This is a genomic window from Chryseobacterium sp. KACC 21268 (assembly GCA_028736075.1).
Taxonomy (GTDB): Bacteria; Bacteroidota; Bacteroidia; order Flavobacteriales; family Weeksellaceae; genus Epilithonimonas.
Genome location: CP117875.1, coordinates 1824973 through 1849823 on the forward strand (window position 1 = coordinate 1824973; position 24851 = coordinate 1849823).

General features: G+C 37.0%; 23 protein-coding genes and 1 pseudogene. 14 read left to right on the top strand and 10 right to left on the bottom strand.

From position 1 onward, the window contains the following. Positions 1 to 31: 31 nt before the first annotated feature. The 10 genes from dnaG to PQ459_08615 all read left to right on the top strand — a co-directional run bounded on the left by dnaG (position 32) and on the right by PQ459_08615 (position 10606). Positions 32 to 1957 (top strand): DNA primase, encoded by a 1926-nt coding sequence (gene dnaG, locus PQ459_08570; GenBank protein WDF48519.1) that lies wholly within the window; start codon positions 32 to 34, stop codon positions 1955 to 1957. Positions 1958 to 2032: 75 nt separating this feature from the next. Further along, positions 2033 to 2710: an ATP-dependent Clp endopeptidase proteolytic subunit ClpP gene (clpP, locus tag PQ459_08575; protein WDF48520.1), complete on the top strand. Its 678-nt coding sequence runs from the start codon at positions 2033 to 2035 to the stop codon at positions 2708 to 2710. A gap of 357 nt (positions 2711 to 3067) precedes the next feature. Then, on the top strand, positions 3068 to 3328 hold the full coding sequence (locus tag PQ459_08580) for a hypothetical protein (protein ID WDF48521.1): 261 nt from the start codon (positions 3068 to 3070) through the stop codon (positions 3326 to 3328). Between the two features lie 146 nt (positions 3329 to 3474). Then, complete coding sequence (locus tag PQ459_08585) at positions 3475 to 4857, top strand: dipeptidase (GenBank protein ID WDF48522.1); 1383 nt, start codon at positions 3475 to 3477, stop codon at positions 4855 to 4857. 54 nt (positions 4858 to 4911) lie between these two features. Then, on the top strand, positions 4912 to 5613 hold the full coding sequence (locus tag PQ459_08590) for an SDR family oxidoreductase (protein ID WDF48523.1): 702 nt from the start codon (positions 4912 to 4914) through the stop codon (positions 5611 to 5613). A 305-nt stretch (positions 5614 to 5918) separates the two neighbouring features. Further along, the gene (locus tag PQ459_08595) at positions 5919 to 6665 is read left to right on the top strand and encodes an electron transfer flavoprotein subunit beta/FixA family protein (protein WDF48524.1); all 747 of its coding nucleotides are present in this window, start codon (positions 5919 to 5921) and stop codon (positions 6663 to 6665) included. Positions 6666 to 6742: 77 nt separating this feature from the next. After that, the gene (locus PQ459_08600) at positions 6743 to 7693 is read left to right on the top strand and encodes an electron transfer flavoprotein subunit alpha/FixB family protein (protein ID WDF48525.1); all 951 of its coding nucleotides are present in this window, start codon (positions 6743 to 6745) and stop codon (positions 7691 to 7693) included. Positions 7694 to 7972: 279 nt separating this feature from the next. Next, positions 7973 to 8578, top strand: coding sequence for a bifunctional nuclease family protein (locus PQ459_08605; protein WDF48526.1), 606 nt, complete (start codon positions 7973 to 7975; stop codon positions 8576 to 8578). Between the two features lie 25 nt (positions 8579 to 8603). Beyond that, positions 8604 to 9983 (top strand): nucleoside permease, encoded by a 1380-nt coding sequence (locus PQ459_08610; GenBank protein WDF48527.1) that lies wholly within the window; start codon positions 8604 to 8606, stop codon positions 9981 to 9983. Positions 9984 to 10039: 56 nt separating this feature from the next. Beyond that, complete coding sequence (locus tag PQ459_08615) at positions 10040 to 10606, top strand: hypothetical protein (protein ID WDF48528.1); 567 nt, start codon at positions 10040 to 10042, stop codon at positions 10604 to 10606. Between the two features lie 17 nt (positions 10607 to 10623). Here the strand turns inward: PQ459_08615 and PQ459_08620 are convergent, their stop codons facing one another. From PQ459_08620 to PQ459_08650, 7 genes are all read right to left on the bottom strand, one after another. Beyond that, positions 10624 to 10890, bottom strand: coding sequence for a hypothetical protein (locus tag PQ459_08620; protein WDF48529.1), 267 nt, complete (start codon positions 10888 to 10890; stop codon positions 10624 to 10626). Positions 10891 to 11067: 177 nt separating this feature from the next. Beyond that, entirely contained in the window at positions 11068 to 12045 is a 978-nt protein-coding gene (locus tag PQ459_08625; protein ID WDF48530.1) for a chorismate-binding protein, read from the bottom strand. A gap of 16 nt (positions 12046 to 12061) precedes the next feature. Further along, complete coding sequence (locus PQ459_08630) at positions 12062 to 12493, bottom strand: hotdog fold thioesterase (GenBank protein WDF48531.1); 432 nt, start codon at positions 12491 to 12493, stop codon at positions 12062 to 12064. A 95-nt stretch (positions 12494 to 12588) separates the two neighbouring features. After that, complete coding sequence (locus PQ459_08635; protein ID WDF48532.1) at positions 12589 to 13161, bottom strand: 1-acyl-sn-glycerol-3-phosphate acyltransferase; 573 nt, start codon at positions 13159 to 13161, stop codon at positions 12589 to 12591. 255 nt (positions 13162 to 13416) lie between these two features. Then, a complete protein-coding gene (locus PQ459_08640) occupies positions 13417 to 14247 on the bottom strand; it encodes a GLPGLI family protein (protein ID WDF48533.1) in 831 nt (276 codons plus the stop codon). A gap of 117 nt (positions 14248 to 14364) precedes the next feature. Continuing rightward, entirely contained in the window at positions 14365 to 16089 is a 1725-nt protein-coding gene (locus PQ459_08645) for a PspC domain-containing protein (protein WDF48534.1), read from the bottom strand. 5 nt (positions 16090 to 16094) lie between these two features. Beyond that, entirely contained in the window at positions 16095 to 16430 is a 336-nt protein-coding gene (locus tag PQ459_08650; protein WDF48535.1) for a PadR family transcriptional regulator, read from the bottom strand. Between the two features lie 616 nt (positions 16431 to 17046). Here PQ459_08650 and thrA point away from each other — a divergent pair. The 4 genes from thrA (at position 17047) to rpsO (ending at position 22670) form a co-directional block, all read left to right on the top strand. Next, a complete protein-coding gene (gene thrA, locus PQ459_08655; GenBank protein WDF48536.1) occupies positions 17047 to 19491 on the top strand; it encodes a bifunctional aspartate kinase/homoserine dehydrogenase I in 2445 nt (814 codons plus the stop codon). Positions 19492 to 19580: 89 nt separating this feature from the next. Further along, a complete protein-coding gene (locus PQ459_08660) occupies positions 19581 to 20510 on the top strand; it encodes a homoserine kinase (GenBank protein WDF48537.1) in 930 nt (309 codons plus the stop codon). Between the two features lie 355 nt (positions 20511 to 20865). Then, positions 20866 to 22194, top strand: a complete 1329-nt coding sequence (thrC, locus tag PQ459_08665; protein ID WDF48538.1) for a threonine synthase — start codon at positions 20866 to 20868, stop codon at positions 22192 to 22194. A 206-nt stretch (positions 22195 to 22400) separates the two neighbouring features. Further along, positions 22401 to 22670, top strand: coding sequence for a 30S ribosomal protein S15 (gene rpsO, locus PQ459_08670; GenBank protein WDF48539.1), 270 nt, complete (start codon positions 22401 to 22403; stop codon positions 22668 to 22670). Between the two features lie 74 nt (positions 22671 to 22744). Here the strand turns inward: rpsO and PQ459_08675 are convergent, their stop codons facing one another. From PQ459_08675 to PQ459_08685, 3 genes and pseudogenes are all read right to left on the bottom strand, one after another. Then, on the bottom strand, positions 22745 to 23785 hold the full coding sequence (locus PQ459_08675) for a tetratricopeptide repeat protein (GenBank protein ID WDF48540.1): 1041 nt from the start codon (positions 23783 to 23785) through the stop codon (positions 22745 to 22747). 79 nt (positions 23786 to 23864) lie between these two features. Then, a pseudogene (locus PQ459_08680) lies at positions 23865 to 24354 on the bottom strand (GNAT family N-acetyltransferase). A 77-nt stretch (positions 24355 to 24431) separates the two neighbouring features. Continuing rightward, positions 24432 to 24848 carry an RDD family protein gene (locus tag PQ459_08685; GenBank protein WDF48541.1) on the bottom strand — a complete coding sequence of 139 codons (417 nt, stop codon included), beginning with the start codon at positions 24846 to 24848 and terminating at the stop codon, positions 24432 to 24434. Between the last annotated feature and the right edge of the window lie 3 nt (positions 24849 to 24851).

Sequence of the window (24851 nt, forward strand, 5' to 3'; positions counted from 1 at the left end):
CCAAGTCTAATATTAAACATCTACGCAAAGATTGATCACAAAAGAAACCATAGACCAGATTTTTTCGACCATCCGAGTTGAGGAGATCATCGGCGAATACGTCCAACTGAAAAGAGCTGGCTCCAACTTCAAGGGTTTGAGTCCTTTTCACGAGGAAAAATCACCGAGTTTTGTCGTTTCTCCGAGCAAACAGATTTGGAAGGATTTCTCAACGGGAAAGGGTGGAACCGCCATTTCTTTCTTGATGGAAATCGAGAATTTCACTTATCCAGAAGCACTTCGACACGCTGCGAAAAAGTACGGGATCGAGATCAAGGAAGATGTAAAAGAATATTCCGAAGAACAGATCCAAGCGCAGACCGAGCGAGACATTCTGTACAAGATCCACGAGATTGCCAACGATTTTTTTCAAACGCAGCTTTGGGAATCTGAGGAAGGTCAAATGATCGCCTATTCTTACTTTAAAGAAAGAGAACTTCGAGATGATATTATCAAGAAATTCCAACTAGGATATTCTCCAGAGAAGAAAAATGCCTTCACCGAATTTGCGCTCGATAAGGCTTATTCCAAAGAAATATTAGAAAAATCAGGACTTTCAATCTTTCCAGAAAACACACCTTCTGGAATTGATAGATTCCGTGATCGTGTGGTCTTTCCAATTCACAGCTTCTCAGGAAGAGTTCTAGGTTTTGGCGCAAGGATTCTCAAGAATAATGTCAAAACGGCAAAATATCTCAATTCGCCAGAAACCGAGATTTACCATAAATCAAACGTCCTTTATGGTCTAAATCAAGGCAAGCAAGCGATTTCCAGAAAGAATCTCTGTCTTTTGGTCGAAGGTTATATGGACGTGGTTTCCCTTCATCAAAGTGGAATTGAAAATGTGGTTGCAAGTTCTGGAACGTCTTTGACAACGGAGCAAATTAAACTAATAAAACGCCTCACCGAAAACGTAACCATTCTCTTCGATGGTGATAATGCGGGAATCAAAGCGAGTTTCCGAAGCATCGATATGTTGCTTTCGGAAGGAATGAATATCCGCGTTTTGCTTTTTCCAGACGGCGATGATCCGGATTCTTTCGCAAGAAAACATCCTCAAGATTACGTTGAGAATTTCATCGACAAAGAAGCGAAAGATTTCATCGATTTTAAGGCTGAGATTCTTCTCAAAGAAGCCAATGATGATCCTATCAAAAAAGCAGAAGCCATTCGAGACATCGTGAAGTCGGTAGCTTTTGTAAAAAACGATTTGAAGCGTGAAGTTTATCTGAAAGAAGTTTCAAATAAATTTGGTCTCAGCGAGCAAAGTTTGTTCAATGAACTTCAAATCCATAAAAATTCAGCGGAGCAGGAGAGAAAACCTTCATCGTTTCAAGAGAAACAAGCGCCTCAGAAATTAGAAGTCGTTCAGGAAATTTCAGAAACCATCAATCCGCTTTTGATGCTCGAGGAGAAGTTGGTGGATCTGATGTTGAAATATGGCGACCTCGTTCTCAACAGAAAAGACCACGAAGGCAACGAATATCAGATCACGGTCATCGAAGAGATCCTCAATCATCTAGAAGAAGACGAATGTGAAATTCAGCTCAACATCAATCAAAAAATAATTTCCGAGATCAAAGAAGGAATTGAAAAAAAAGAGTTGCGTTCTGGTAAATTCTTCTTCAATTTTATGGACGAGGAAGTTTCCGGCAAATTGGCCAATGCGCTTATCGATAATTATCAGACCAGCAATTGGAATCAATACAATATCTATTTCAGCTCCGAGGAAGAAGTGCTTCCAAAAATGGTTTCTGACATCGTTTTGAGACACAAAAGAGAATATGTGGTGAAAATCATCAATGACCTCAAACATTCGCTTAATACAGAGGAAGATGGAACGCCGATCTACCAGCAAATAATCCTTCTGACTCAACTGAAGAACAACTTAGACAAAGAATTATTTCGTATTTTGTGACAGAAAGTCCTACTTTAGCAAAGGAATAGAAATTGCAAACTCAATAAAAGATTATTAAAAACAACCACAGATAATATGGACATTAAAAAAGAATTCAGAGATTTCTCAGTAAAACATTTGGGAAACAACGGTCTGGTAACCGATCAATATATGGGAATGTTTAACCCGACCAACCTGACACCTTACATTATGGAGGAGCGTAGAATGAACGTTGCGCAGATGGACGTTTTCTCCCGATTGATGATGGACAGGATCATTTTCCTTGGAACAGGCATCGATGACCAAGTGGCAAACATCGTGACAGCACAGTTGCTTTTCTTGGAAAGTTCTGACTCGGCGAAAGATATTCAGATCTACATCAATTCCCCTGGAGGAAGCGTTTACGCAGGATTGGGAATCTATGATACGATGCAGATCATCAAGCCAAACGTAGCAACCATCTGTACAGGGATCGCAGCCTCAATGGGCGCAGTGCTTTTAGTTGCAGGTGAAAAAGGAAAACGTTCCGCCTTGAAGCACTCAAGAGTGATGATCCACCAGCCAAGCGGCGGCGCACAAGGTGTAGCTTCCGATATGGAGATCAACCTGAGAGAGATGTTGAAGTTGAAAAAAGAACTTTATGACATCATTTCCGACCACTCCGGACAAACTTATGAATGGGTGGAGAAAGCCTCAGACAGAGACTACTGGATGACCTCTACCGAAGCCAAAGAATACGGCATGGTAGACGAAGTTCTAGAAAGAAAACCTTAATATATCAATTATTAAAACCACAAAACCTGATTCAATCGAGTCAGGTTTTTTATTTTAACTCTCCAACTCTCAAACCCTCCAACTCATTAACCACCTGATCAATTTGGGCGCCTTTATCCGCCCTCCGTTCCCGCTTTTTTTTGCCCTCGCTTTTCCAGCCACAAAAAAAGAGCTCCACTCAGGTCGGGGCGCGCTTCGCCGATTAGCAACATTTGTCCTTCGATTTCAGATCTATAACAAAAATTGAGGGGAATTAATTAGACTTATTACATAATACATTATACAGCGCACATTTTACAAAAAACATTTTGCAGAAAATCTCAATTTCACTACTTTTGATGCATTAAAATTATCAGAATGAAAAAATCAGTGATATTGTTGGCTTCCGCTATTCTAGTTGTTTCTTGTGATCTTCCTGCTGGAGGAAACAAAGGACGTATTGTAAAAACAGATGAGGTCGTAAGATACGATGATGCAAATGCAGCTCACGGAACTTACAAACCAGCCTCAGATACTGCAAAAGCTGAGCACAAGATCGCTGACACAGCAAAAGCAGCTTCTATGGAATCCAAAGCAACGGCTCCAACTACTACCGAAGCACCAAAAGCTGAACACTAATAGGAATTTTATAAAAATATTATCATAAAAAATGTCTTGCGTTTGCAGGACATTTTTTATTTTTACGAACCTACTTTGTCAAAGTTTCAAAATCCTTGACAAAGTTTTTTTAATCATTTATCAACCATCATTTATCATTAAATCAAATGAGCACAACCCAAACATACATCAACGAAAACAAACAACGTTTTCTGGACGAACTTTTCGACATTCTTAGAATCGCTTCCATAAGCGCAGATCCAGCCTACAAATCAGAAGTCCTGAAATGTGCAGACGAAGTGGCAAGACATCTGAAAGTAGCCGGCGCAGACAACGTAGAGATTCTTGAAACCAAAGGTTATCCAATCGTTTTCGGAGAGAAGGTTATCGATACGAACCTACCAACCGTTTTGGTCTACGGACATTATGATGTTCAACCGGCCGATCCATTGGAGTTATGGACAAGCGATCCATTCGAGCCAGTTGTGAAAACGACCGAACTTCATCCGGAAGGCGCAATCTTCGCAAGAGGTTCTGCCGATGACAAAGGTCAATTCTTTATGCACGTCAAAGCGTTCGAAGCAATGATGAAAACAGATTCTTTGCCTTGTAATGTCAAGTTTTTGATAGAAGGTGAGGAGGAAGTTGGTTCTGCAAGTTTAGGTGATTTTCTTGAAGATAATAAAGAGAAATTAAGTTGCGATGTGATTTTGATTTCCGACACGCATATTTATTCTAATGAGCAACCAACTGTCACAACAGGTTTAAGAGGTCTAAGTTATGTGGAAGTTGAGGTAGAAGGTCCAAACCGTGACCTGCATTCTGGACTTTACGGTGGCGCAGTTCCAAATCCAATCAACGTCTTATCAAAAATGATTGGAGAATTAATCGATGAAAAAGGACACATCACAATCGACGGTTTTTATGACAATGTTTTGGTCGTTTCAGATGAAGACAGAAAAGAAATGAACAAACTGAAAGATGACCCAGAAGCTTACAAGAAATCGATTAATCTTAATGATATTCAAGGAGAGGAAGGTTACACAACTTTGGAAAGAGCGTCAATTAGACCAACTTTAGATGTCAACGGAATCTGGGGCGGTTACACAGGTGAAGGTGCAAAAACTGTGATTGCTTCCAAAGCTTTTGCTAAGATCTCAATGAGATTGGTTCCAAACCAAACACCAGAAGAGATCACGGAAAAGTTCACAAAATACTTTGAAAAGATCGCTCCAAAAAGTGTGAAAGTAAAAGTGACGCCTCACCACGGCGGAATGCCTTACGTTTTGGAAAGCGATACCAAAGAATTTTTAGCCGCAAAAAAAGCAATGGAAAAGGCTTTCGGAAAAGAAGTTTTGCCTTATAGAAGTGGCGGAAGTATTCCAATTACGTCGTTGTTCGAGAAAGTTCTTGGCGCGAAATCTGTATTAATGGGATTCGGTTTGGATTCTGATGCGATCCACTCACCAAACGAACATTATGGACTTTACAACTATTACAAAGGAATAGAAAGTATCCCTTATTTCTTTGAATTTTACGCAAAAGGATAAAAAATTAAAGACAGTTTTCGGCTGTCTTTTTTATTAATATTAAAAATAAAAATTATGTCAAAAGTAATATACATCACAGGCGGAACCAAAGGAATCGGTTTCGGGATTGCAGAAGTTTTATTGAAAAACGGTCATAAAGTTGCCATCAGCGGACGTAAACAAGACGATGTGGATAAAGCTGTTTCAGACCTTAAAGTTATTTCAGAAAGTATCTTCGGCGTAAGTTCAGATGTGAGGAATTTTGCAGATGAAGATAATGCGGTTTCCAAGATCACCGATAGATTCGGAAGTCTTGATGTTGTGATTTCCAATGCAGGTTTAGGCGTTTTCAAACCGGTCGACGAATTGAGTATCGAAGATTGGAACGCGATGCAGGAAACCAATCTGACTGGCTGTTTTTATTCATTAAAAGCTTCGGTTGAGGAACTGAAAAAATCCGAAGGTTATTACATTACAATCGCGAGTCTTGCCGGAACAAACTTTTTTGAAAATGGCGCCGGCTACAACGCTTCGAAGTTTGGAGTGGTAGGTTTCACGCAAGCAGCGATGATCGATCTTAGAAAATATAATATCAAAGTTTCGACGATAATGCCGGGTTCTGTTGCTACTTACTTCAACGGAAATGTTCCTTCAGAGAAAGATGAATGGAAAATTCAACCAGAAGATATGGGAAATCTTGTCCTCGATATGTTGAATATGAATCCAAGAGTTTTGCCTAGTAAAATAGAATTCAGAGCGAGCCAAGTCAAAAAATAAATCATTTAAATAGAAATTTGTCCTGTTTAAGTTATTAAAAGTGTTGATACTTTTGAAGCAAAATAGTCAATGTTTATCAGCTTTATTATTTATAAATATTCTAAATATCCGATAAATAAAGGCTTAGCGAATCCTATTTAATAAATAACAATAAATTATGCATGCATAGCATTTTTTATATAAATTAGCCAAGTTCATCTTATAAAACAGATGAATAATACGATTGAATCGCCATTATTCTAAAAATAATATTAGTATAGAATTGAGCGATAAGATATGGCAATTAAAAACATTAAAAATTACATATGAAAATATTAGTTTGTATCAGTAGTGTTCCAGACACTACCAGTAAAATTAACTTTACGGCAGACAAATCTGCATTCGACAAAAACGGAATCCAGTGGGTGATCAATCCTTTGGATGAGTTTGCTTTAACAAAAGCTATAAAATTACAGGAATCCCAAGGCGCAACAGTGACCGTTGTGAATGTTGGCGATGCAGGAACAGAAGCAGTGATCAGGAAAGCTTTGGCAATCGGAGCAAATGATGCAATCAGAGTAAATACAGAAGCGAAGGACAGTTTCTCTGTGGCTAAAGAAATCGCTAGAGTTGCTCAGGACGGTGCTTATGAATTAGTATTGATGGGAAAAGAATCGATAGATTACAACGGTGGCGCAGTTCCAGGAATGGTAGCACAATTGCTAAATTTCCCATTTGTGAATGCAGCTGTTGGGTTTGATGTCAATGGTTCAGAAGCAACGGCTGTAAGAGAAATTGAAGGCGGAAAAGAAACGATCTCAGTGAAATTGCCAGCTGTTGTCGCAGGACAAAAAGGATTGGTAGATGAGAAAGATTTGATCATACCAAATATGAGAGGCATTATGTCTGCAAGAACAAAAGCACTTCAAGTGGTAGAGCCTTCTAATACAGAGGTAAAAGTTGAAGCGGTTTCTTTCGACAGCGTTGCACCAAGAGCAGCCGTAAAATTAGTTTCTGCAGATAACCTGGACGAACTGGTAAGATTACTTCACGAAGAAGCAAAAGTTATTTAATCATTCAAAATTTCATATTCAAGATTCGCAGTTTTTCGATCGTGAATTTTGAATTTTAAACCTTTAATTTAGAAATTATGGCAGTATTCGTATACGCAGAAAATATAAACGGAATTTATAAAAAAGCAGCATTTGAAGCCGTTTCTTATGCAAAAGCAATCGCAACAAAAACTGGAGATTCAGTGACTGCGATTTCTATCAATCCTACAGATTCTTCAGATTTACTTTACAAATATGGCGCAGACAAAGTCATTAATGTAAAAGATGCAGGTCTGAAAAATTTCAGTTCCAAAGCTTATGCACAAGCAGTGAATGAGGTTTTCGACGGTAACGTGATCGTTTTTCCCCACACAACAGATGCCTCTTCAGTAGCGCCAATGTTGGCAATTCAGAAAAATTATTCTTTGATTACGAATGCGATCGACGTTCCAGAAAGCACTTCACCTTTTCAGGTTAAGAGAAGAGCATTCTCCGGAAAAGGTTTCATGCACGCAAAAGCTGATGCAGCGGGCGTTATCGTAACGGTTTCTCAAAATGCTTATGGTGTGAAAGAAAATGCAGCATCTGGTTCGGAAGAAGTGAAGGAATTGAGCATTGCCAACGAAGATACAAAAGTAATCAACCACGAGCAGTCTTCCGGAAAGCTCGATCTTAAGGAAGCAGAAGTTGTTGTTTCAGCTGGTAGAGGTATGAAAGGTCCTGAAAACTGGGGAATGATCGAAGACTTGGCAAACGTTTTGGGCGCGGCAACAGCTTGTTCTAAACCAGTTTCTGATATCGGATGGAGACCTCACACAGAGCACGTTGGACAGACTGGTAAAGCCATTTCTCCAAATCTTTATGTGGCGGTTGGTATTTCTGGGGCAATTCAGCATTTGGCTGGTGTCAACAGTTCCAAAACAATTGTTGTCATCAACAATGATGCGGAAGCACCTTTCTTCAAATCTGCAGATTACGGCGTAGTAGGCGATGCTTTCCAGATTATTCCTGCATTGACAGAGAAAATCAAAGCATTGAAAGGAGCATAATAGTCTTCAAAATAAAATCAAAACCTGAGTCATTGGCTCAGGTTTTTTTATGCATTAAACTTTTAACAAAATTCATTGTAAACCGAAGTCTTAACAAAAAACGATTCTGCTCAGCATACGGATATTGTATGTTCAAAATCAACGCGTTATAATCCATTATTGTTTGGCATTTTGAAATAAATAGTTTTTACATTTTACTTTCTACATAAATACGATTGAAACCACGTAAAAATCAACAATTTCTCAATGAAAATTAACAAAAAATTTTATATTTGCTAAATGGATTATAAAAAATTAATCATAAGAGGAATCTCATACAGCCAAACCCAATCGGGAGCTTATGCGCTGTTGCTGGAACATGAAGAAACATCAGTCAAACTGCCTGTTGTTATAGGGAATTTTGAAGCGCAATCCATTTCTTTAGGATTAGAAAAAGACATCAATCCACCTCGTCCTTTGACGCACGATCTGTTCACACAATTTGTGAAAAACACCAATTTTAAAATCGAATCCGTCATCATCTATCAAATAAAAGACGGTGTTTTCTTCTCGAATATAAATTTCAAGAATCCATTATCAGACGAGGAATTGATTTTGGACGCCAGAACTTCCGACGCCGTTGCAATGGCAGTTCGTTTTGACGCACCGATTTTCACGACTTCTGATGTTCTGAATGAAGCTGGAATTCTACTTGAACTTGACGAAACGCCGAAAGTGGGAGATGAGGAAATCGAATCCGATGATGTTTCGGATTTTAATGATCTATCGGGTCTCACTGTAGAAGAGCTGAACCAATTATTAGCTGATGCTGTAAAAGAAGAAGATTATGATACCGCGCTGAGATTGCAGGAAGAGATCAAAAGAAGAAACAAAAAAATCGACTAACCAATACTAATATCATTTTATAATAATGAGTCTTAAATTACGATTGACTATACTTAGCTTTCTGCAATTCTTTGTTTGGGGAGCTTGGCTGATAACGATGGCAAACTTCTGGTTTGGAACCAAACATTGGGATGGGACACAGTTCGGAGCTGTTTTCGGGACGATGGGAATTGCCTCGATTTTTATGCCAACCATTACAGGGATCATAGCAGACCGTTGGGTCAATGCGGAAAGGATTTATTCTGTTTTGCAGATTTTTTATGGTATTGTACTTTTTATTTTACCACATGCTGAAACACCGGATTCATTCTTTTATATTATGTTGATCGCAATGTGTTTCTACATGCCAACAATTGCTCTGACTAACTCAATTTCTTATACGATTCTGAAGAACAGTCACTTGGATGTTGTAAAAGATTTTCCACCAATCAGAGTTTGGGGAACAATTGGTTTCATTGTGGCTATGTGGATTACTAATTTGACAGGAAACAAAGCAACAGAAGGACAGTTTTACATCGGTGGAGCTGCGGCAATTCTTTTAGGTTTATATGCTTTGACATTACCAAAATGCCCACCACAAAAATTAATCGACAAGAGTGCGCCTCTTTCTGAGCAATTGGGACTAAACGCTTTCAAACTTTTTGGCAACTTCAAAATGGCTTTGTTCTTTTTGTTCTCAATGCTTTTGGGTGCTGCTTTACAATTGACAAATGCTTACGGAGACGTATTCTTGAGTGAGTTTGCTAATTTTCCAAAGTACACCAATTCGATCGTAGTGGAAAAATCAACAATCATTATGTCAATTTCCCAGATTTCTGAGACGCTTTTTATTTTGGCAATTCCATTTTTCTTGCGAAAATTCGGAATCAAAAAAGTAATGTTAATCAGTATGTTTGCGTGGGTTTTGCGTTTCGGATTATTTGCTTTTGGAGATCCTGTAAATGGACTATGGATGATCATTCTTTCCTGTGTTGTTTACGGAATGGCTTTCGATTTTTTCAATATTTCCGGATCACTATTTGTTGAAACTACCACTGATAAAAAGATTAGATCGTCAGCGCAAGGTTTGTTTATGATGATGACTAATGGTTTTGGAGCTGTACTAGGAAGTTATATCGCTGGTTGGGCCATAGATAAGTTCTTTACAATAAAATTCACAACAGTTAACGAGTTATCATCTTATCTGGAAACAACGCCGGATAATTCTACTTTCTTAGGGATTTTAAAAAATTCATTTAATTCCGCTGTTAATCCAGATGGTACATTATCAAATATCGTTTTTGTAAAAGACTGGACTCATATTTGGCTTTATTTTGCGGCTTATTCATTAGTAATTGCAATCCTTTTTGGTTTGTTCTTCAGACATAAACACTCAATTGCAGATGTTGAAACCATCAGTCATTAATAATTTTTAATAATCGTGGCATATTTTTATATACACTTACAGAAAAATAATGTTTTATGAGAAAATTAATCACCAGTGTAATCTTGATTTCAGGATGTCTAATGGTAGGTAATGTTGCATTAAGTTGCGACAAAGTAGACGAATTGATTGACAATATTTCTGTACCTATTCCATTTACTATTCCTCTTGATTTTAATGCAGAATTTCCTTTTGCTACTGCAAGTACGACAGAAACTGTGACCTATCCAGAAATTCCTGTCAACATAGATGTAGATGCAAAAATCAAAGAGCAGTATTCAAATTTTTCTATCAATAATTTGAAAGCTGCAAAATTGGAAAAATTCAGTATCACTGCTATTGAAGGAAATGCAGTACCACTGGATGCCATTTTGGATGCTGAGGTGTTTTTCAAAACACCAGAAAATGGAGAAATTAAAGTAGCAACAGTCACAGGGAATACAAATCCTACAGTGATTACTTTTTCCCCTACCAATGCTGATCTTATCAATCATTTAAAGTCTAAGCAGAATTCCTTCTTTTTGAAAATTAAGGGATCAAAAATTACTGCCGGACTTATGAAAATTAAAATCAATACAGGCTTCAGAGTAGAAGTAGGTTTATAAAAAATAAAAAAGATGACTTAGCGGTCATCTTTTTTTATTTGATCTTCGTACGGATTATCTTCCGCAAAAAGCATATTTAGTATCAGCCCGATAATGATGATAATATTAATAATGACCCACAAAAAATTTGGGAAAGGAAATGTGATAAATGGGTTGTAGAGCAACGCTAGAATCACAAAAATTTTCACGTCCAACTGATCTCTCCTTTGAAAAGCATCATAGGCCAACCAGCCAAATCCAGCAAACAACAGATAACCGGAAAATCTGTAGAAAATAATCGGCATTTTTAAAAAACAAAGAATCAAAATTCCTGTTAATACTAATTTTAGAAGCTGATTCATATTTATCAGTTTCCTGTAAAATTAATAAATAAATATTTATCTTCTAGATTAATATTTTAATCTTTGATAATTTGATAAAAATTTCTGGTTATAAATGTTAAGGATAATTAAATATTCTTTTTATTCAAAAACCAAATTATTCTGGATTGCCAAAGATTTCAGTTCCGTTTCTTCCCATTCTTTTTGGGCGTCGCTTTTCAATGTAATGCCACCACCAACAAAGAGAAATGCGTAATTTTTAAAGAAGCTTGCACATCGTAGATTCACAAAATAATAAACAAAATCCTCAGTCTCAACCTTGATGTAACCAGCGTAAAATTCTCTGTTGAAATGCTCGATACTTTTGATTCCTTGCGCGCAAAGTTCTTTAGGAAAGCCACAAACTGCGGGTGTTGGATGCAATTCCGAAATGATCTTATCCAAACTTTCCGGACTTATTTCTGCAGAAAAATCAGTTTTGAGATGTTTTATGTTCCCTGAAATCAAATCTTTAGTCGATGAAACTTTCAGATTGGAAGAGAATTTCCTCAAAATAGATTGAATGTATTCCGTAACTGCTTTCTGTTCCTCGATTTCTTTGTCTGTCCAACTTTCATCCAACGGCAAAGTTCCTGCGAGGCTCATCGTTTCAAATGAGTTTGTTTTCTTGTCAAATTTTCCCAAGACTTCAGAAAATCCACCCATCCAAATCTCATTGTTTTTTTCGAAAAGATAACAGAATGCAGAAGGGTAGTTGTCGCAGAATTTGAGGAAACTTTTCGTTAATGATAATTTTTTCTGAGAATCAATGTCGAGATACATCAAAAGTTTCCTTCTGGAAAGTACCAACTTTTTAAGCTCGTTTTTCTCGATGAAATCTTTGGCTTGGTTAATTTTGATTGCATAGGAATCGCAAGTTTCTTTCCCGATTTCTATTAATGAACTCTTGTTTTTCGGAGCAACATTGCAGTTTTCTATGTCTTCTTTTGAAATTTCCTTGATGGAGCCTTTGAAATCCAAAACGGTTTTAGAATCAAAACTGACGAATGAAACCTGTTTTTCTGATGAGTTTTCTAGCGTGTGAAAAACCTCTGAGTCGGGCAATCTGAAAACGAGCATATTGGAAAAAAATAAATTAAACTTTTCCGACTGGGACGATGTTGTTCGTCATTGTCGTGTGATTGATGAGATTTCCTTTTTCGTCTCGAATCTCGATTTGGGAAACGTGCATCGTGTTTCCTTTTCGGATGAAAGTCGCCGTTCCAGTCACGACTCCTTCTCTAATTGCTCGCAAATGATTGCTGTTGATATTTGTGCCAACCGGAACCGATTTGGAAAGGTCAAGATTAATTAATGACAAACAAGATCCCAAAGTCTCCGCCAAAACGCAACTCGCGCCACCGTGCATAATGCCGTAAGGCTGATGAACTTTTGATGTCACCGGCATCGTCGCGGTCAAGAAATCATCGGAAACATCGGTGTATACAATGTCAAGCGTTTCGCCCAAAGTGTTTTTACTGGCTTTGTTCAACCGGTCAAGTACTTCTATTTTTTTTGCTTCGTCCATCGAGTAAAATTAAAGGATTAAAGGATTAAATGATTAAAAATTAGTGAAAGAAGTAATTTTGCTATCAACTATCAACTATCAACTATCAACTATCACTAGTAGATCTGCGGATTCCAGTTCTTAGGATGTTTTGGCGTAATGTCATATTTCAAATAGAAATCCTGAATTTCCTGCATGATCTGTTCAAAAGTATGCGTTTCCAATTTCTCGTACGGAATGATGTAGCCTAGATTGACGGTTTTTCTTTTGTAATCACCACCAGCTAAAACGATAGGAACCTTTGCTGCCAAAGCCATATTGTAAAAGCCTTTTCTCCACTTTGGGACCCAACTTCTTGTGCCTTCCGGCGTGATCACCAAACTGAAATCATCTTTCTTGAATTCGTCTGCTACGAATTTCACGAGGTCATTCTTCTGAGAACGGTCAATCCCTATTCCGCCAAGGCCTTTCACGATGCTGCCGTAGAAAGCTTTGGTATGCGCATCCTTGATGATAATCTTTAGTTTTTTACCCAATGCCCAGTAAGCAAGGTTTCCGAGAATGTACTCGCTGTTGTCGGTGTGTGGCGCAACTACGAGGATGCATCTGTCGAGATTGTTGACATCGCCTTGGAGAGCGATTTTCCAGCCTACCAACTTGAGGATGGCTTTTCCTAAGAATTTTTTCATAGACAAAAAAATAAAGTACAGCGACAAAGCTATACTTTACAAATTTACAAAATATGTTTATTTTCTAAGAAATATCTAGATATTCTTTACGTGTCAAAAAAGGCTTGAGAAAAAATCGACCAGCTTGATGGCGATTGTAATTACCAATTGTATCATTTTGTTGTAGTTTTTTAGTTAGAAATTGATTTTCTGAAACAAATTTAAGAAATTAAATAATGGGATTAATAAAAATTTGGTTAATATTTTATTAAATTTTTAATTCATCTCCGGATAGGTTACGGCGTTTGTAAGATCCAAAGGATTGTAGCTCTTCAAAATGTGCTCCTGCATTACCTTTGCCATTTCTTTGAATTGGTCTTTGCTCGTGATTTTCTTCCCGCCCACTTGGAAAGTTCCTGGTGGTACATCATCGAACTTCTCTCTTAGATCTTTCATCGGATCGTTGTAGAACTTCAGCATTTGCTTGTGCATATCTTCGATCTTGACATTCAGAGGTTTCTTGCCTGCGAAAGCTTCTAAGAAATCTGAGGTGTCGTAGGTCTTTTCTATTTTCTGACTTTTGATCAATTTAAATATAAAGTTATCCTTACTGTCATTCATTTCAAAGATCAAACCTGGCAAACCTCGGAATTTGTAAGGTCCTTCTGAGATGTTGATATCTTTGGCAAACCAAGCGGTCCATTCTCTACCTCCGAAATTGGTCGTTGCTTTTTGCAAAGTGTACTGTCCAGAAGTCTTGGTCTCATTTTCCAGTTTCCAATCCATTTTGTCGGTGGTTTGGTAGGAAAAATAGTCCATCATCATTTCGTAGTTCGTATTCTGATAAGAGTTTTTCTTCCTGGTGATGACAGGTGCGCCGGTCCAATTGTAATTGCGACCTCCTTTTTTATTAATGGAATCATTCAGAACGCTTTCGTAATCGTAGAACTTGACATCAGTTGGATTGATGTCCAAAGCCATATTGGTCTTTCTGTATTCTGTGGATTCTGAATTTAGCTTGAATTGATATTCGTAGATGAATCGGTGCGTTTGAGCTTTTGATAGCGTCGTGAACATTACCAAAAGAAACAAAGTATAGATTTTCATAGTTTATGATCATTTATCATTTGACAATTATCATTTATAAATCTTGGAAGAACTAGAGGAAAAGCGGAAACTCTTTACAGTTTTTGACCCGCTTTTCGACTAATCCACTCTCAATTTTTATTTAGTTTTGATGTTGATCTCTTTCTTTCCGTCTTTGATGTTGATGTTAAGGTCTTCAATCGATTTCTTAACTTTCTCATCAATTTTCAGTCTTTCCAAAACCACGTCTGCAGAATCTTTGGAGTAATATTTTCCATTGATCTTCACACTGTCATTCTCATCAGAATTGTACTCAATTGTAGTTCCATTGATATTGATCTTGTTTTTCTCAACGGTGATTCCGCTGTTGTTATGATTGTCAGAATCGTTGTCATCATCGTCGTTATCATCGCTGACATTGACCTGATATTCTTTTTCATTAATGACTTTCGTATTTCTAGGAACTACAAGTTCATAATCCAATCTGTAATTTCTGAAACGGTATTCGTAAGGATACTCGAAGTAGTTTGGAAGGATGATTCTGTTCCCTACAATCTCTACAGGTACTCTCATTTTCAGAGGCTGGTTGTAACCATCAGCTTCTCTTTTTACGATCAGATATGGCGTTTTGATGTCATCTTTTCTCGTGATTTCTACGTGAGGATAATCCTTTTTGTAGATCTTTGATTTGTCAGAATAGATATTATTGAAGTACGTTTTGAAGTTCTCAGGAATGTCCACCTTTTTGCTATCAATGTAGATTGTGTCAATTGCATTTGGAGCGCTAATCGAGATGTTTTCATAATCTTCATTTTCTCCACTATAGGCAAAGTTGAATCTTGAAGCATTCGCCGCTAGCACGCCAACCAAAACCAACCAGATAATCCCTAATGTTCCCAAAACAGGTCCTACATAGTTGAATTTCGTCTTCGGAGAGAATAATTTGATCGATAATAATAAGAACGCAACACCGAAGATAATCGTTGGCAAAGCCGCAATCGCTAAGATCAGATAGCCCATATTGTTTTCCTCAAGATAGAATCCAAGGTTGTTGTCTATCCCGAATTTTCCAGATCCATAAGCAAAAGTCATTGCAAAAAGTCCGATGAAGCAGCCTGCAGCCATCAATGCCAACCAAACGGCAAGACAATATTTAAGGATTTTCAGGATCGTGTCACCAGCTGAACCAATTTTAGGTTTGTTCTCTGTGTAGATCTCGCCTGCTCTGGTCGTAGTTTCATTAGCAAACTGAACGATTTTTCCAGATTCTTCCTTTAGATTATCAAAGTTCAAAGGTTTCCCTTTCATTTTCAAAAAATCTGAAGCTGATTCTGCTTTTGGCAAAACGGCCCAAAGGATAAAGTACAAGATCACCACTAGGAATGAAGATCCTGGCGCTACCCAAAGGAAAAGAAATGCACCGATCCAGATCAGTCTCATCCAGCTGATCTCCATTCCGAAATAAGCTGCCAAACCTGCACAAACACCTGCTATCTTTTGTTTCTCGGGATCACGGAACAATTGCTTTTGAGAATTGCTGCTGTAAGAGAATGTTCCAGAAGTTTTAGATTGTTTCTGTTTCCCTTCAGAGAAGTAAGCTTCTTCTTGTTCGTCAATTTGTTCAGGCGTTCCGATTTGAGCAATCACTCTCTCAACATCAGAATCATTGATCACCTCTCTCTTTCCAAGTGTTTCTTTGAAGATCTCCACCATTCTGATCTCGATGTCGTTCATCACTTCATCTGCTTCAGCGGCGTCTAGAGAATTTCTAAGAGCATTCAGATAATCGCTTAATTTTATGTAAGCCAGCTCGTCTATCGTAAAGGAAAAACCAGCGAGTGCTATAGATAATGTCTTGTTCATAATAATTAGTTTTGAGAGTTTGAGATAATTTGGTTGACAGAATCTGTCAGTTCTTGCCAAGTGGTTTGCAGTTCAGCGAGGAAGAGGCTTCCTTTTTCCGTGATCTGGTAGTACTTTCTTGGCGGTCCGCTTGTGGATTCTTCCCATCTGTAAGCGAGGAATTCGCCATTTTTCAGTCTTGTAAGGAGCGGATAAAGCGTTCCTTCCACTACATCCAGTCTTCCTTTTTTGAGAGATTCTATCAGGTCGGAAACGTACATTTCACGTTGTTGAATAAGACTCAAAATACAGAATTCCAGAATTCCTTTGCGCATCTGCGCCTTTGTGTTCTCGGTATTCATATTAATTGTTTGGTTTTATAATTCAAAATTTAAAGTTCAAGATTCAATGTCTTAATGTTAAAATCTTCTGACTTCCATCTTCTGACTTCCGTCTTCAAAAACATCTTTCTTTAACTTTACATTGCAAAGATATGTAAACTAAAAGGTATTGTGCAATACAAAGTACCAAATATTTTTAAAATTGTTATTTAAAGTACTGGTAATCAATTGTAAAATTTCAACATCTAATTTTGATTAAATTTTTAATTGAGCGAAAATTCAGGTTTTTGTTGATATTTTAAGCTGAAAGACTGGTGGTATTTTGAAATTTTATATCTAAAAACAAATACCTTTTTCTTTAAATTAATTTTTGATGAAACTTTAAAGATTTGGTAAATTCATAAAATAAAATAATTATTTAACCCGAAATTACTTGCATATTAAAAACACTTTTCTATTTTTGTAATAGAATTAAGAATAACAAAATGAATTTCACAATTACAACAACGATTTCTACAACGACTACAACAGTATGTCGCGGAAAGGTCTGTATGTGAAATTGAAAAATTATAACAATATCAAAAGCCTTTCTGAATTTTCCAGAAAGGCTTTTTTATTTAAGATAACTACAATACAAATGAAAGTATTAAAATTTGGAGGAACTTCAGTCGGAAGTTTGGAAGCATTGAAGAATGTAAAATCAATCGTTGAAAAAGAATTCAATGAAAATGAACCTTTGATTGTGGTTTGTTCCGCATTTTCAGGAATTACAAACTCACTTTTGTTGTCCGCGGAAGAGGCATTGCTACAAAATGATTTCTCAGAGATATTGAAAGTCGCAGAAGAAAAACATTATCAAATCATCTCAGGATTGTTACCAAGAACTTCTCAAAATCCTTTGTTGATGATGGTAAAAGTGAGTTTCAATGAGATTGAAGATATTCTTTTCAGCGTTAAAAACTTGGGCGAATTATCAGGCAGAATCAAAGACAGATTGTTGGCTTACGGCGAACAAATGTCCAGTAAAATCATTGCAACTTATCTTCAATCAGAAAATTTCCCTGCGAATTACAAAGACGCGAGAGAATTGATTGTCACGGATTCAAACTTCGGAAATGCATCAGTAGATTTCATCAAAACCAATGAAAATCTTAAGAATTGGAATCTTGAAAATCAAATTTATGTAGTAACAGGTTTCATTTCGCAAGATAAAAATCAAGATACAACAACACTTGGAAGAGGCGGTTCGGATTATACTTCAGCAATTTTAGGCTCAGGTTTGAAAGCTAAAGAAATCCAGATTTGGACAGACGTCGACGGCTTTATGACAGCTGACCCAAGATTGGTAAAGAATGCGTTTTCTCAACCCGAACTTAGTTATCAGGAAGCGATGGAAATGTCTTATTTCGGCGCAAAAGTCATCTATCCACCTACGATGATTCCAGCCATCGAAAGCCAAATTCCGATTTACATCAAGAATACTTTCAACCCAGAAAATCCAGGAACTTTGATTCAACAGAAATCCGAAGTTTCAAAAGGGCTAATCAAAGGAATTGTCTCCATTGAGAAAACTTGTCTCGTCAATATCACCGGAAACGGAATGATAGGGATGAAAGGTTTCAGCGGAAGATTGTTTAATGCGTTGGCGAAATATGACGTCAATGTCATCTTGATTACGCAGGCGAGTTCGGAACACAGCATTTCGTTTGTCGTTAATTTTAATGATGAGAAAAAAGCCGAAAAGGCCATCCGAGAAGAATTTGAATTTGAAATCAATGCCAACAAAATCGATGAACCGCAATTCGATAATGAGCTAAGTATTCTTTCCGTAGTCGGCGAGAATATGAAAAAAACGAGAGGAATTAGCGGAAAATTTTTCAGTGCTTTGGGCAAAAATGGAATCAATATTATCGCCATTGCACAAGGTTCATCGGAGCTCAATATTTCAGCTGTCATTGAAAGAAATGAACTTTCAAAAGCTCTGAATGTTGTCCACGATTCGCTCTTGCTTTCGCCAGTGAAAACCTTCAATGTGATGTTCGCTGGAACTGGAAATATCGGTAAAGAACTCTTCAAACAACTGAAAAGAGAGGAAGAAAATCTAAAGAAAAATCACCAAATAAAAATCAATGTTATAGGCGTAACAAACAGCCGACAAATGATTATTTCAGAAAAAGAAAGCTTGAATTTTGATTTAAATGAAATTTTAGATAAAAATTTAGAAAAAGCTAATTTAGAATATTTTATAAATTCTATTTCAAGTAAAAATTTACCTAATTTAGTTTTCATAGATAATACTTCCAGCGAAGATGTGGTGAGCCATTATCCTCAATTTTTTGAGAATAATATTTCAATTGTAACTTGCAACAAAAAAGGAAATTCTTCGGCTTACGAACAGTACAGTAAATTCAAAAGATTGGCGAAAAAGAACAACGTCAGTTTCCTATATGAAACAAATGTTGGAGCCGGACTTCCAATCATCAAAACGCTAAACGACCTCTGGATTTCTGGAGACGAAATTCTGAAAATAGAAGCCATTTTATCAGGAACCATTTCTTACATTTTTAATAATTATGTTGGCGACAAAACTTTCGCTGAAGTTGTAAGAACAGCGCAAGAATTAGGTTACACAGAACCCGACCCAAGAGATGATTTGAACGGAATGGATTTCTCCAGAAAGATGCTGATTCTTGGAAGAGAAATTGGCTTACCTTTGGAAATGTCCGATGTCAATATCAAAGATTTTCTTCCGGAAGCTTGCCTCAAAGCAGATTCGATTCCGAGTTTTTATGAAGAGTTGGAAAAGAACGAACCTTACTTTTCCTCATTCAAAAATGAAGCAGAAAATTCTGGTCAAAAACTCAGACTAATCGGAATTCTGGAAGACGGAAAAATCAACATCGAAGTCAAAATGGTTGATGCACATCACGCTTTCTACGGACTTTCAGGAAGTGATAATATCATTTCATTCACCACTTCAAGGTACAAAAACACGCCTTTGGTTGTCAAAGGTCCAGGTGCTGGCGCAGAAGTTACGGCTGCAGGTGTTTTCGCAGATTTGGTAAGAGTTACGGCTCAATAATCATAAAAGATAAACGATAATTGTTAGTTGATTTCAATTCATCGTTTTAATAAATATCATTTATCACTCATCATTTATCAATTATAAAAATGGATTTTATAAAAGTTTTCGCTCCAGCAACAGTCGCCAACGTCGTTTGTGGCTACGATATTCTCGGTTTCGCCATCGATAAGCCAGGCGACGAAATCATCCTGACAAAAACCGATTCCAATAAAATCACCATCACAAAAATCGAAGGCGACGGCGGAAAACTTCCCAAAGACCCAGAAAAAAATGTAGTTTCCCACGTCATTCGATTGTTTTTGGAAAAGATAAATTCGACCCAAGGAATCGATATCGAGCTGTACAAAAAAATGCCACTCAACAGCGGAATGGGTTCCAGCGCAGCGAGTAGCGTTGCGGCTTTGGTCGCCATTAATGAATTGATGGGAAAGCCTTTTTCTCGTCAAGAATTGTTGCCACTCGCGATGGAAGGCGAACGAATAGCCTGCGGAAATGCACACGCAGACAACGTTGCGCCGGCACTTTTGGGCGGAATGGTTTTGGTCAGAAGTTACGAACCGTTGGATGCGCTCAAGTTGCCTTATCCAAAGGGTTTGTCGGTGGTTTCCGTTCATCCGCACGTAGACGTTCCGACAGGCGAAGCGAGAAAAATCATCAAGGAAAGAATCAGCCTGAAATCTGCCGTTCAGCAATGGGGAAATATCGCAGGGTTGGTCGCCGGATTTTGCACCAACGACCTTGGTTTGGTCAGCCGAAGTCTCGAGGACGTCATCATAGAGCCAGTTCGCGCGATGTTGATTCCGTATTTTTATGAGATGAAACAACTCGCTCTGGACAATGGCGCGATTGGTTTTGGGATTTCCGGTTCCGGTCCGTCGGTTTTCGCTTTGTGCGAAAAGAAAGAAATTGCAGAAGTTATTTCACATAAAATCAAGGAATTGCTTACTCAAAAAAATATAGAAAGCGAATCATTCGTCACAAAAATCAACGACGAAGGCGCGCGAGTAATAAATTAGAATTATTTGGGCAGCTTAATCCGCCTTCCGTTCCCAATCTTTTTTGCCGAAGCTTTACCAGCCACAAAAAAGGATTTCCACTCAAGTCGGGCTGCGGATTCGTCGTTAAATCAAGATTTGTCCTAAAACCCAATATTGTTATTCCGTAGGAAATCAATGTAGTAGTTTGACGAGGTCAATCTCAAAGGTCTAGATTGCTAAGGAATGACAAAGGCTTTAAAGTTTTATTCTTTGATGAGCGTAAGCGTCTTTGCGAACCTTAAAAATATTTTCAATAAGAATCAAAAAAATCTTAGCGGACTTTGCGTTAAAACCTTAAATCTATCAACCAACAACCATTAACTATCAACCAAAAATGAAATACATATCAACAAGAAAACAAGAAGAAACCAACATTAAAACAGCCATCCTAAAAGGTTTGGCAGATGACGGCGGACTTTTTATGCCCGAATATATTCCGCAACTTGATGCTGGGTTTTTTGAAAATCTACCAAATCTTAGCTTGCAGGAAATCGGTTTCCGAGTAGCAAAAGAATTTCTCAGCGAATCCATTTCCAATGATAATTTGAAAAAAATCATCGATGAAGTTTTGAACTTCGAAATTCCGGCTGTGAAAATCACGGAGAATATTTACTCCCTGGAATTATTCCACGGTCCAACGATGGCTTTCAAGGATGTTGGCGCGCGATTTATGGCGAGAATGATGGCTTATTTCTCAGAAGGAAAACCGATGAAAGTTGTTGTGGCGACTTCTGGTGACACGGGAAGTGCGGTTGCGTCAGGGTTTTTCGATGTTGCGGGAATTGAGGTTTATATTCTTTATCCAAAAGGAAAAGTGAGTCCGTTGCAGGAAAAACAGCTGACAACTTGGGGCGGAAATATAAAAGCGTTGGAAATCGATGGGACTTTTGACGATTGTCAGGCTTTGGCAAAACAAATTCTGTCCGACGAAGAATTGAATCAGAAATTCACTTTGACATCGGCAAACAGTATCAATATTGCGAGATTAATTCCGCAATCATTCTATTATTTTTGGGCGTTTGCTCAATTAGAAAAATTAGGAAAGCCAATCGTATTTTCTGTTCCGAGCGGGAATTTTGGGAATTTGACAGCTGGACTTTTTGCTAAGAAAATGGGATTGCCAATTCATTATTTTATTGCTTCAACCAACGCAAATGATGTCATTCCAAAGTTTTTAGAAACTGGAACTTACGAGTCGAAACCTTCAAAACAAACCATCAGCAACGCAATGGATGTCGGAAATCCAAGCAATTTTGAAAGAATGAAAAGTCTTTTCAATGATGATGTTTCGGAATTTAAAAAAGAAATTGAATCATATTCTTTTTCGGATGAAGCAACAAAAGAGACGATGATAAAGGTGAAAAAGGATTTCGGTTATACTTTGGACCCGCACGGTGCGGTTGCTTATTTGGGATTGGAAACTTTTAAAAAATCCTTCGACTCCGCTCAGGATGACAAAACCAAGTTGTCAGATAATGATTTCATCGGTGTTTTATTGGAAACGGCTCATCCTGCAAAGTTTGTGGAAGTTGTAGAAGAGGTTTTAAAAACGAAAATCGAAATCCCTGAAAAACTGGAAGCTTTCAACAAAAAGGAAAAACAATCTGTGGAGTTTCCAGCGGAATTTGAATTGGTGAAACAATTTTTGAAGGAGGAGAAGTGATTTATCACAAAGGCGCAAAAAGCTTTATTAATAATATCTTTGTAAGTCGCAAAGTTGATTCGGAGCTGTTTTGCGACTTACAAAGATATTAATCAAATTAAAAACTTTCGCCTTTGCGATAAAAACTTTTGATTATCAGTTTCCAATCCCAAATAAAATCCTATCTTTGCACCCGAATTACATAATAATCATTAAATAATATTGGAATGTATTTAACAACAGAAAAAAAGTCAGAAATTTTCGCAAAGCACGGAAAATCTGCAAATGACACAGGAAGCGCTGAAGGACAGATTGCTCTATTCACTTTTAGAATCAACCACCTTTCTCAGCATTTGAAAGCTAACCGTCACGATTTTGCTACTGAGCGGTCTCTAGTGAAATTGGTAGGTAAGAGAAAATCTCTTCTTGATTACTTGAAGAAGAAAGAAATCTCTAGATACAGAGCTATCATCGCTGAATTGGGAATCAGAAAATAATTTCCGCTTTCAAGCAAGAAAGAAAAGCAACTCAATTTGGGTTGCTTTTTTGTTTTATAAATTTTCTGGAATTTCTATTTCCAATAATTTTTTGACCAATTTTGGAATTCTTCAATTTTATCAGAATGTTCTTTGCTGTACTCAATGACATCTGGATTTTGAGACGGAAGAAATATGTAGTATGCAAAGGGTTCAATGAAGTTTTTCTTTTCCATTTCAATAAAATAGGGCGCCAAAAATTCTCTGTAATAACCTTTCTGATTTTTCTGTGTCTCTGCAATTGATTGGCAAAGTGTTTGGAATTTCGCAATGAACTTCTGGACTTCTGATTTGTCTTTGTTTTTATCATCATAATCCAAAGCGGAAGACATTGACAAAACCATATCTGTCGAAGAAAAGTCATTTTCGCCCTTCTTTTTCTTGTTGACCTTATCGAGTGTTGCTGAATCTATCGAAACTGATATAGAGTTCTCACCAGTTTGTGAAACACCTTTATTCATTAGTTTCATAAGAGCATCAAAATTACCCTTTGCTCTTCCTGATTTGTTGTCTATCACAAGATATCTACTGAATGCTAAAATAGAGGCTATCCTGTTTGATTGTCCAAGAATTGCCAATGCATTGAACGAGCTCGAATGATTTGGATTTAGTTTTGTGGATTGTTGAAAGCAAATGATGGCTTTTTCGTTTTCTTTTGTATTAACCAAAGCAATTCCTTTGTTGAAATAGAGCTGATAGTAATCTGGATACTTTTTTATACCTTCATCGTAAATTTTCAGCGCTTGTTCTGCTTTGTTCAAATGGTCCAAAGAATTGGCGTAGGTAACATAAAGTGTCTTGTTGTCTTCATTTGGATATAACTTTAAAACTTGCTTACTGACTTCTATCGCCTCATCGTATCTTTTCACAGATTCCAGCGTCATTGCTTTTTCCGTGAGAGCTAGGGAATTATCTCTATCCAGATTTAAAGCCTCATCATATTTTACCAAAGCTTCGTCGTATTTTCCGGAATCGTGTAGTGCAACGCCTTCATTCACTTTAACTTCGGCTTCCGTTTTATTTTGAGAAAAGCTTAAAACAGAAAAGAAAATTGGTAATAGGTAAATCTTTTTCATTCGATATATCGGTATTAAGTTTTTTTATAAATTCAAATCTAAGGAAAAAACAAAAGCAACTCAATTTGGGTTGCTTTTTTTATTTCTGAATTTTGTAAATCACACCTTTGTTCTTTTCATCAAAATCAAATTCTTTGTCAAAACTGAGTCCTATTTTTTCCAGGACTTTGATTGAAGCAATATTTTCCAACATTGCTCTTCCGATGATTGTTTTTAAATTCAAATTCTAAGCAAGCTTTTGCGCTTTCCGTAGCGAAACCTTTGTTCCAATGTTCTTCAAAAAATCTGAATCCAATATCGGTTTCATCCAGATTCTGGTCATATTTCAAACCGCACCAACCAAGAAATTCATTATTTGATTTCTCAATCACAGCCCATCTTCCAGAACCGTTGAGTTTATAATCCTGATAGTTTTCAAGGAATTCTTTGGCTTCATCAATATCTTTGAAGGCGGAATTTCCTGTGTATTTTATGACATTTGGGTTCAGGTTTAGTTTGTAGAAATTTTCAGCGTCGTCGGGAGTTAATTCTCTTAATAAAAGTCTTTCTGTTTTTAAGATTTCTTTCATTTGGTTTTAAGTTTTTGCTAATTTCAAATCTAAGAAAAAAAAGAAAAGCAACTCGGTTTGAGTTGCTTTTTGAATATTTAATATTCCACTTCTATAACTTTTGTCTTTGCGAGTAAATCTCCTAATCTTTGACTTTCGTTTGAATTTTTTAAAATAATGATTGCGACTAATCCAAAAAAGAACATATCTAAAACATCTATAATATGTCTTAAAACAGATTGCTTCAAAGTGATTTTATTTTCGGTTTGCAAATCAACAGGCCTTAATCTGACAATGAAATTTCCTAAAGTTGAACTAAATGTTGTTTCGGTTACACATAAATAAACAAACCAAAAAAGCATAATCGGAAAAGTCTTAATTCCAGTCACAGAATATTCTCCTTCAGCATTTAAACTTCCAAAAGTATAAATGTAATAATAATTTACAGCCAATATTATCGAATAGTCGATGAAACCTGCTAAAAATCTTCGAAAAATAAACTTTTTATTCTTCATATT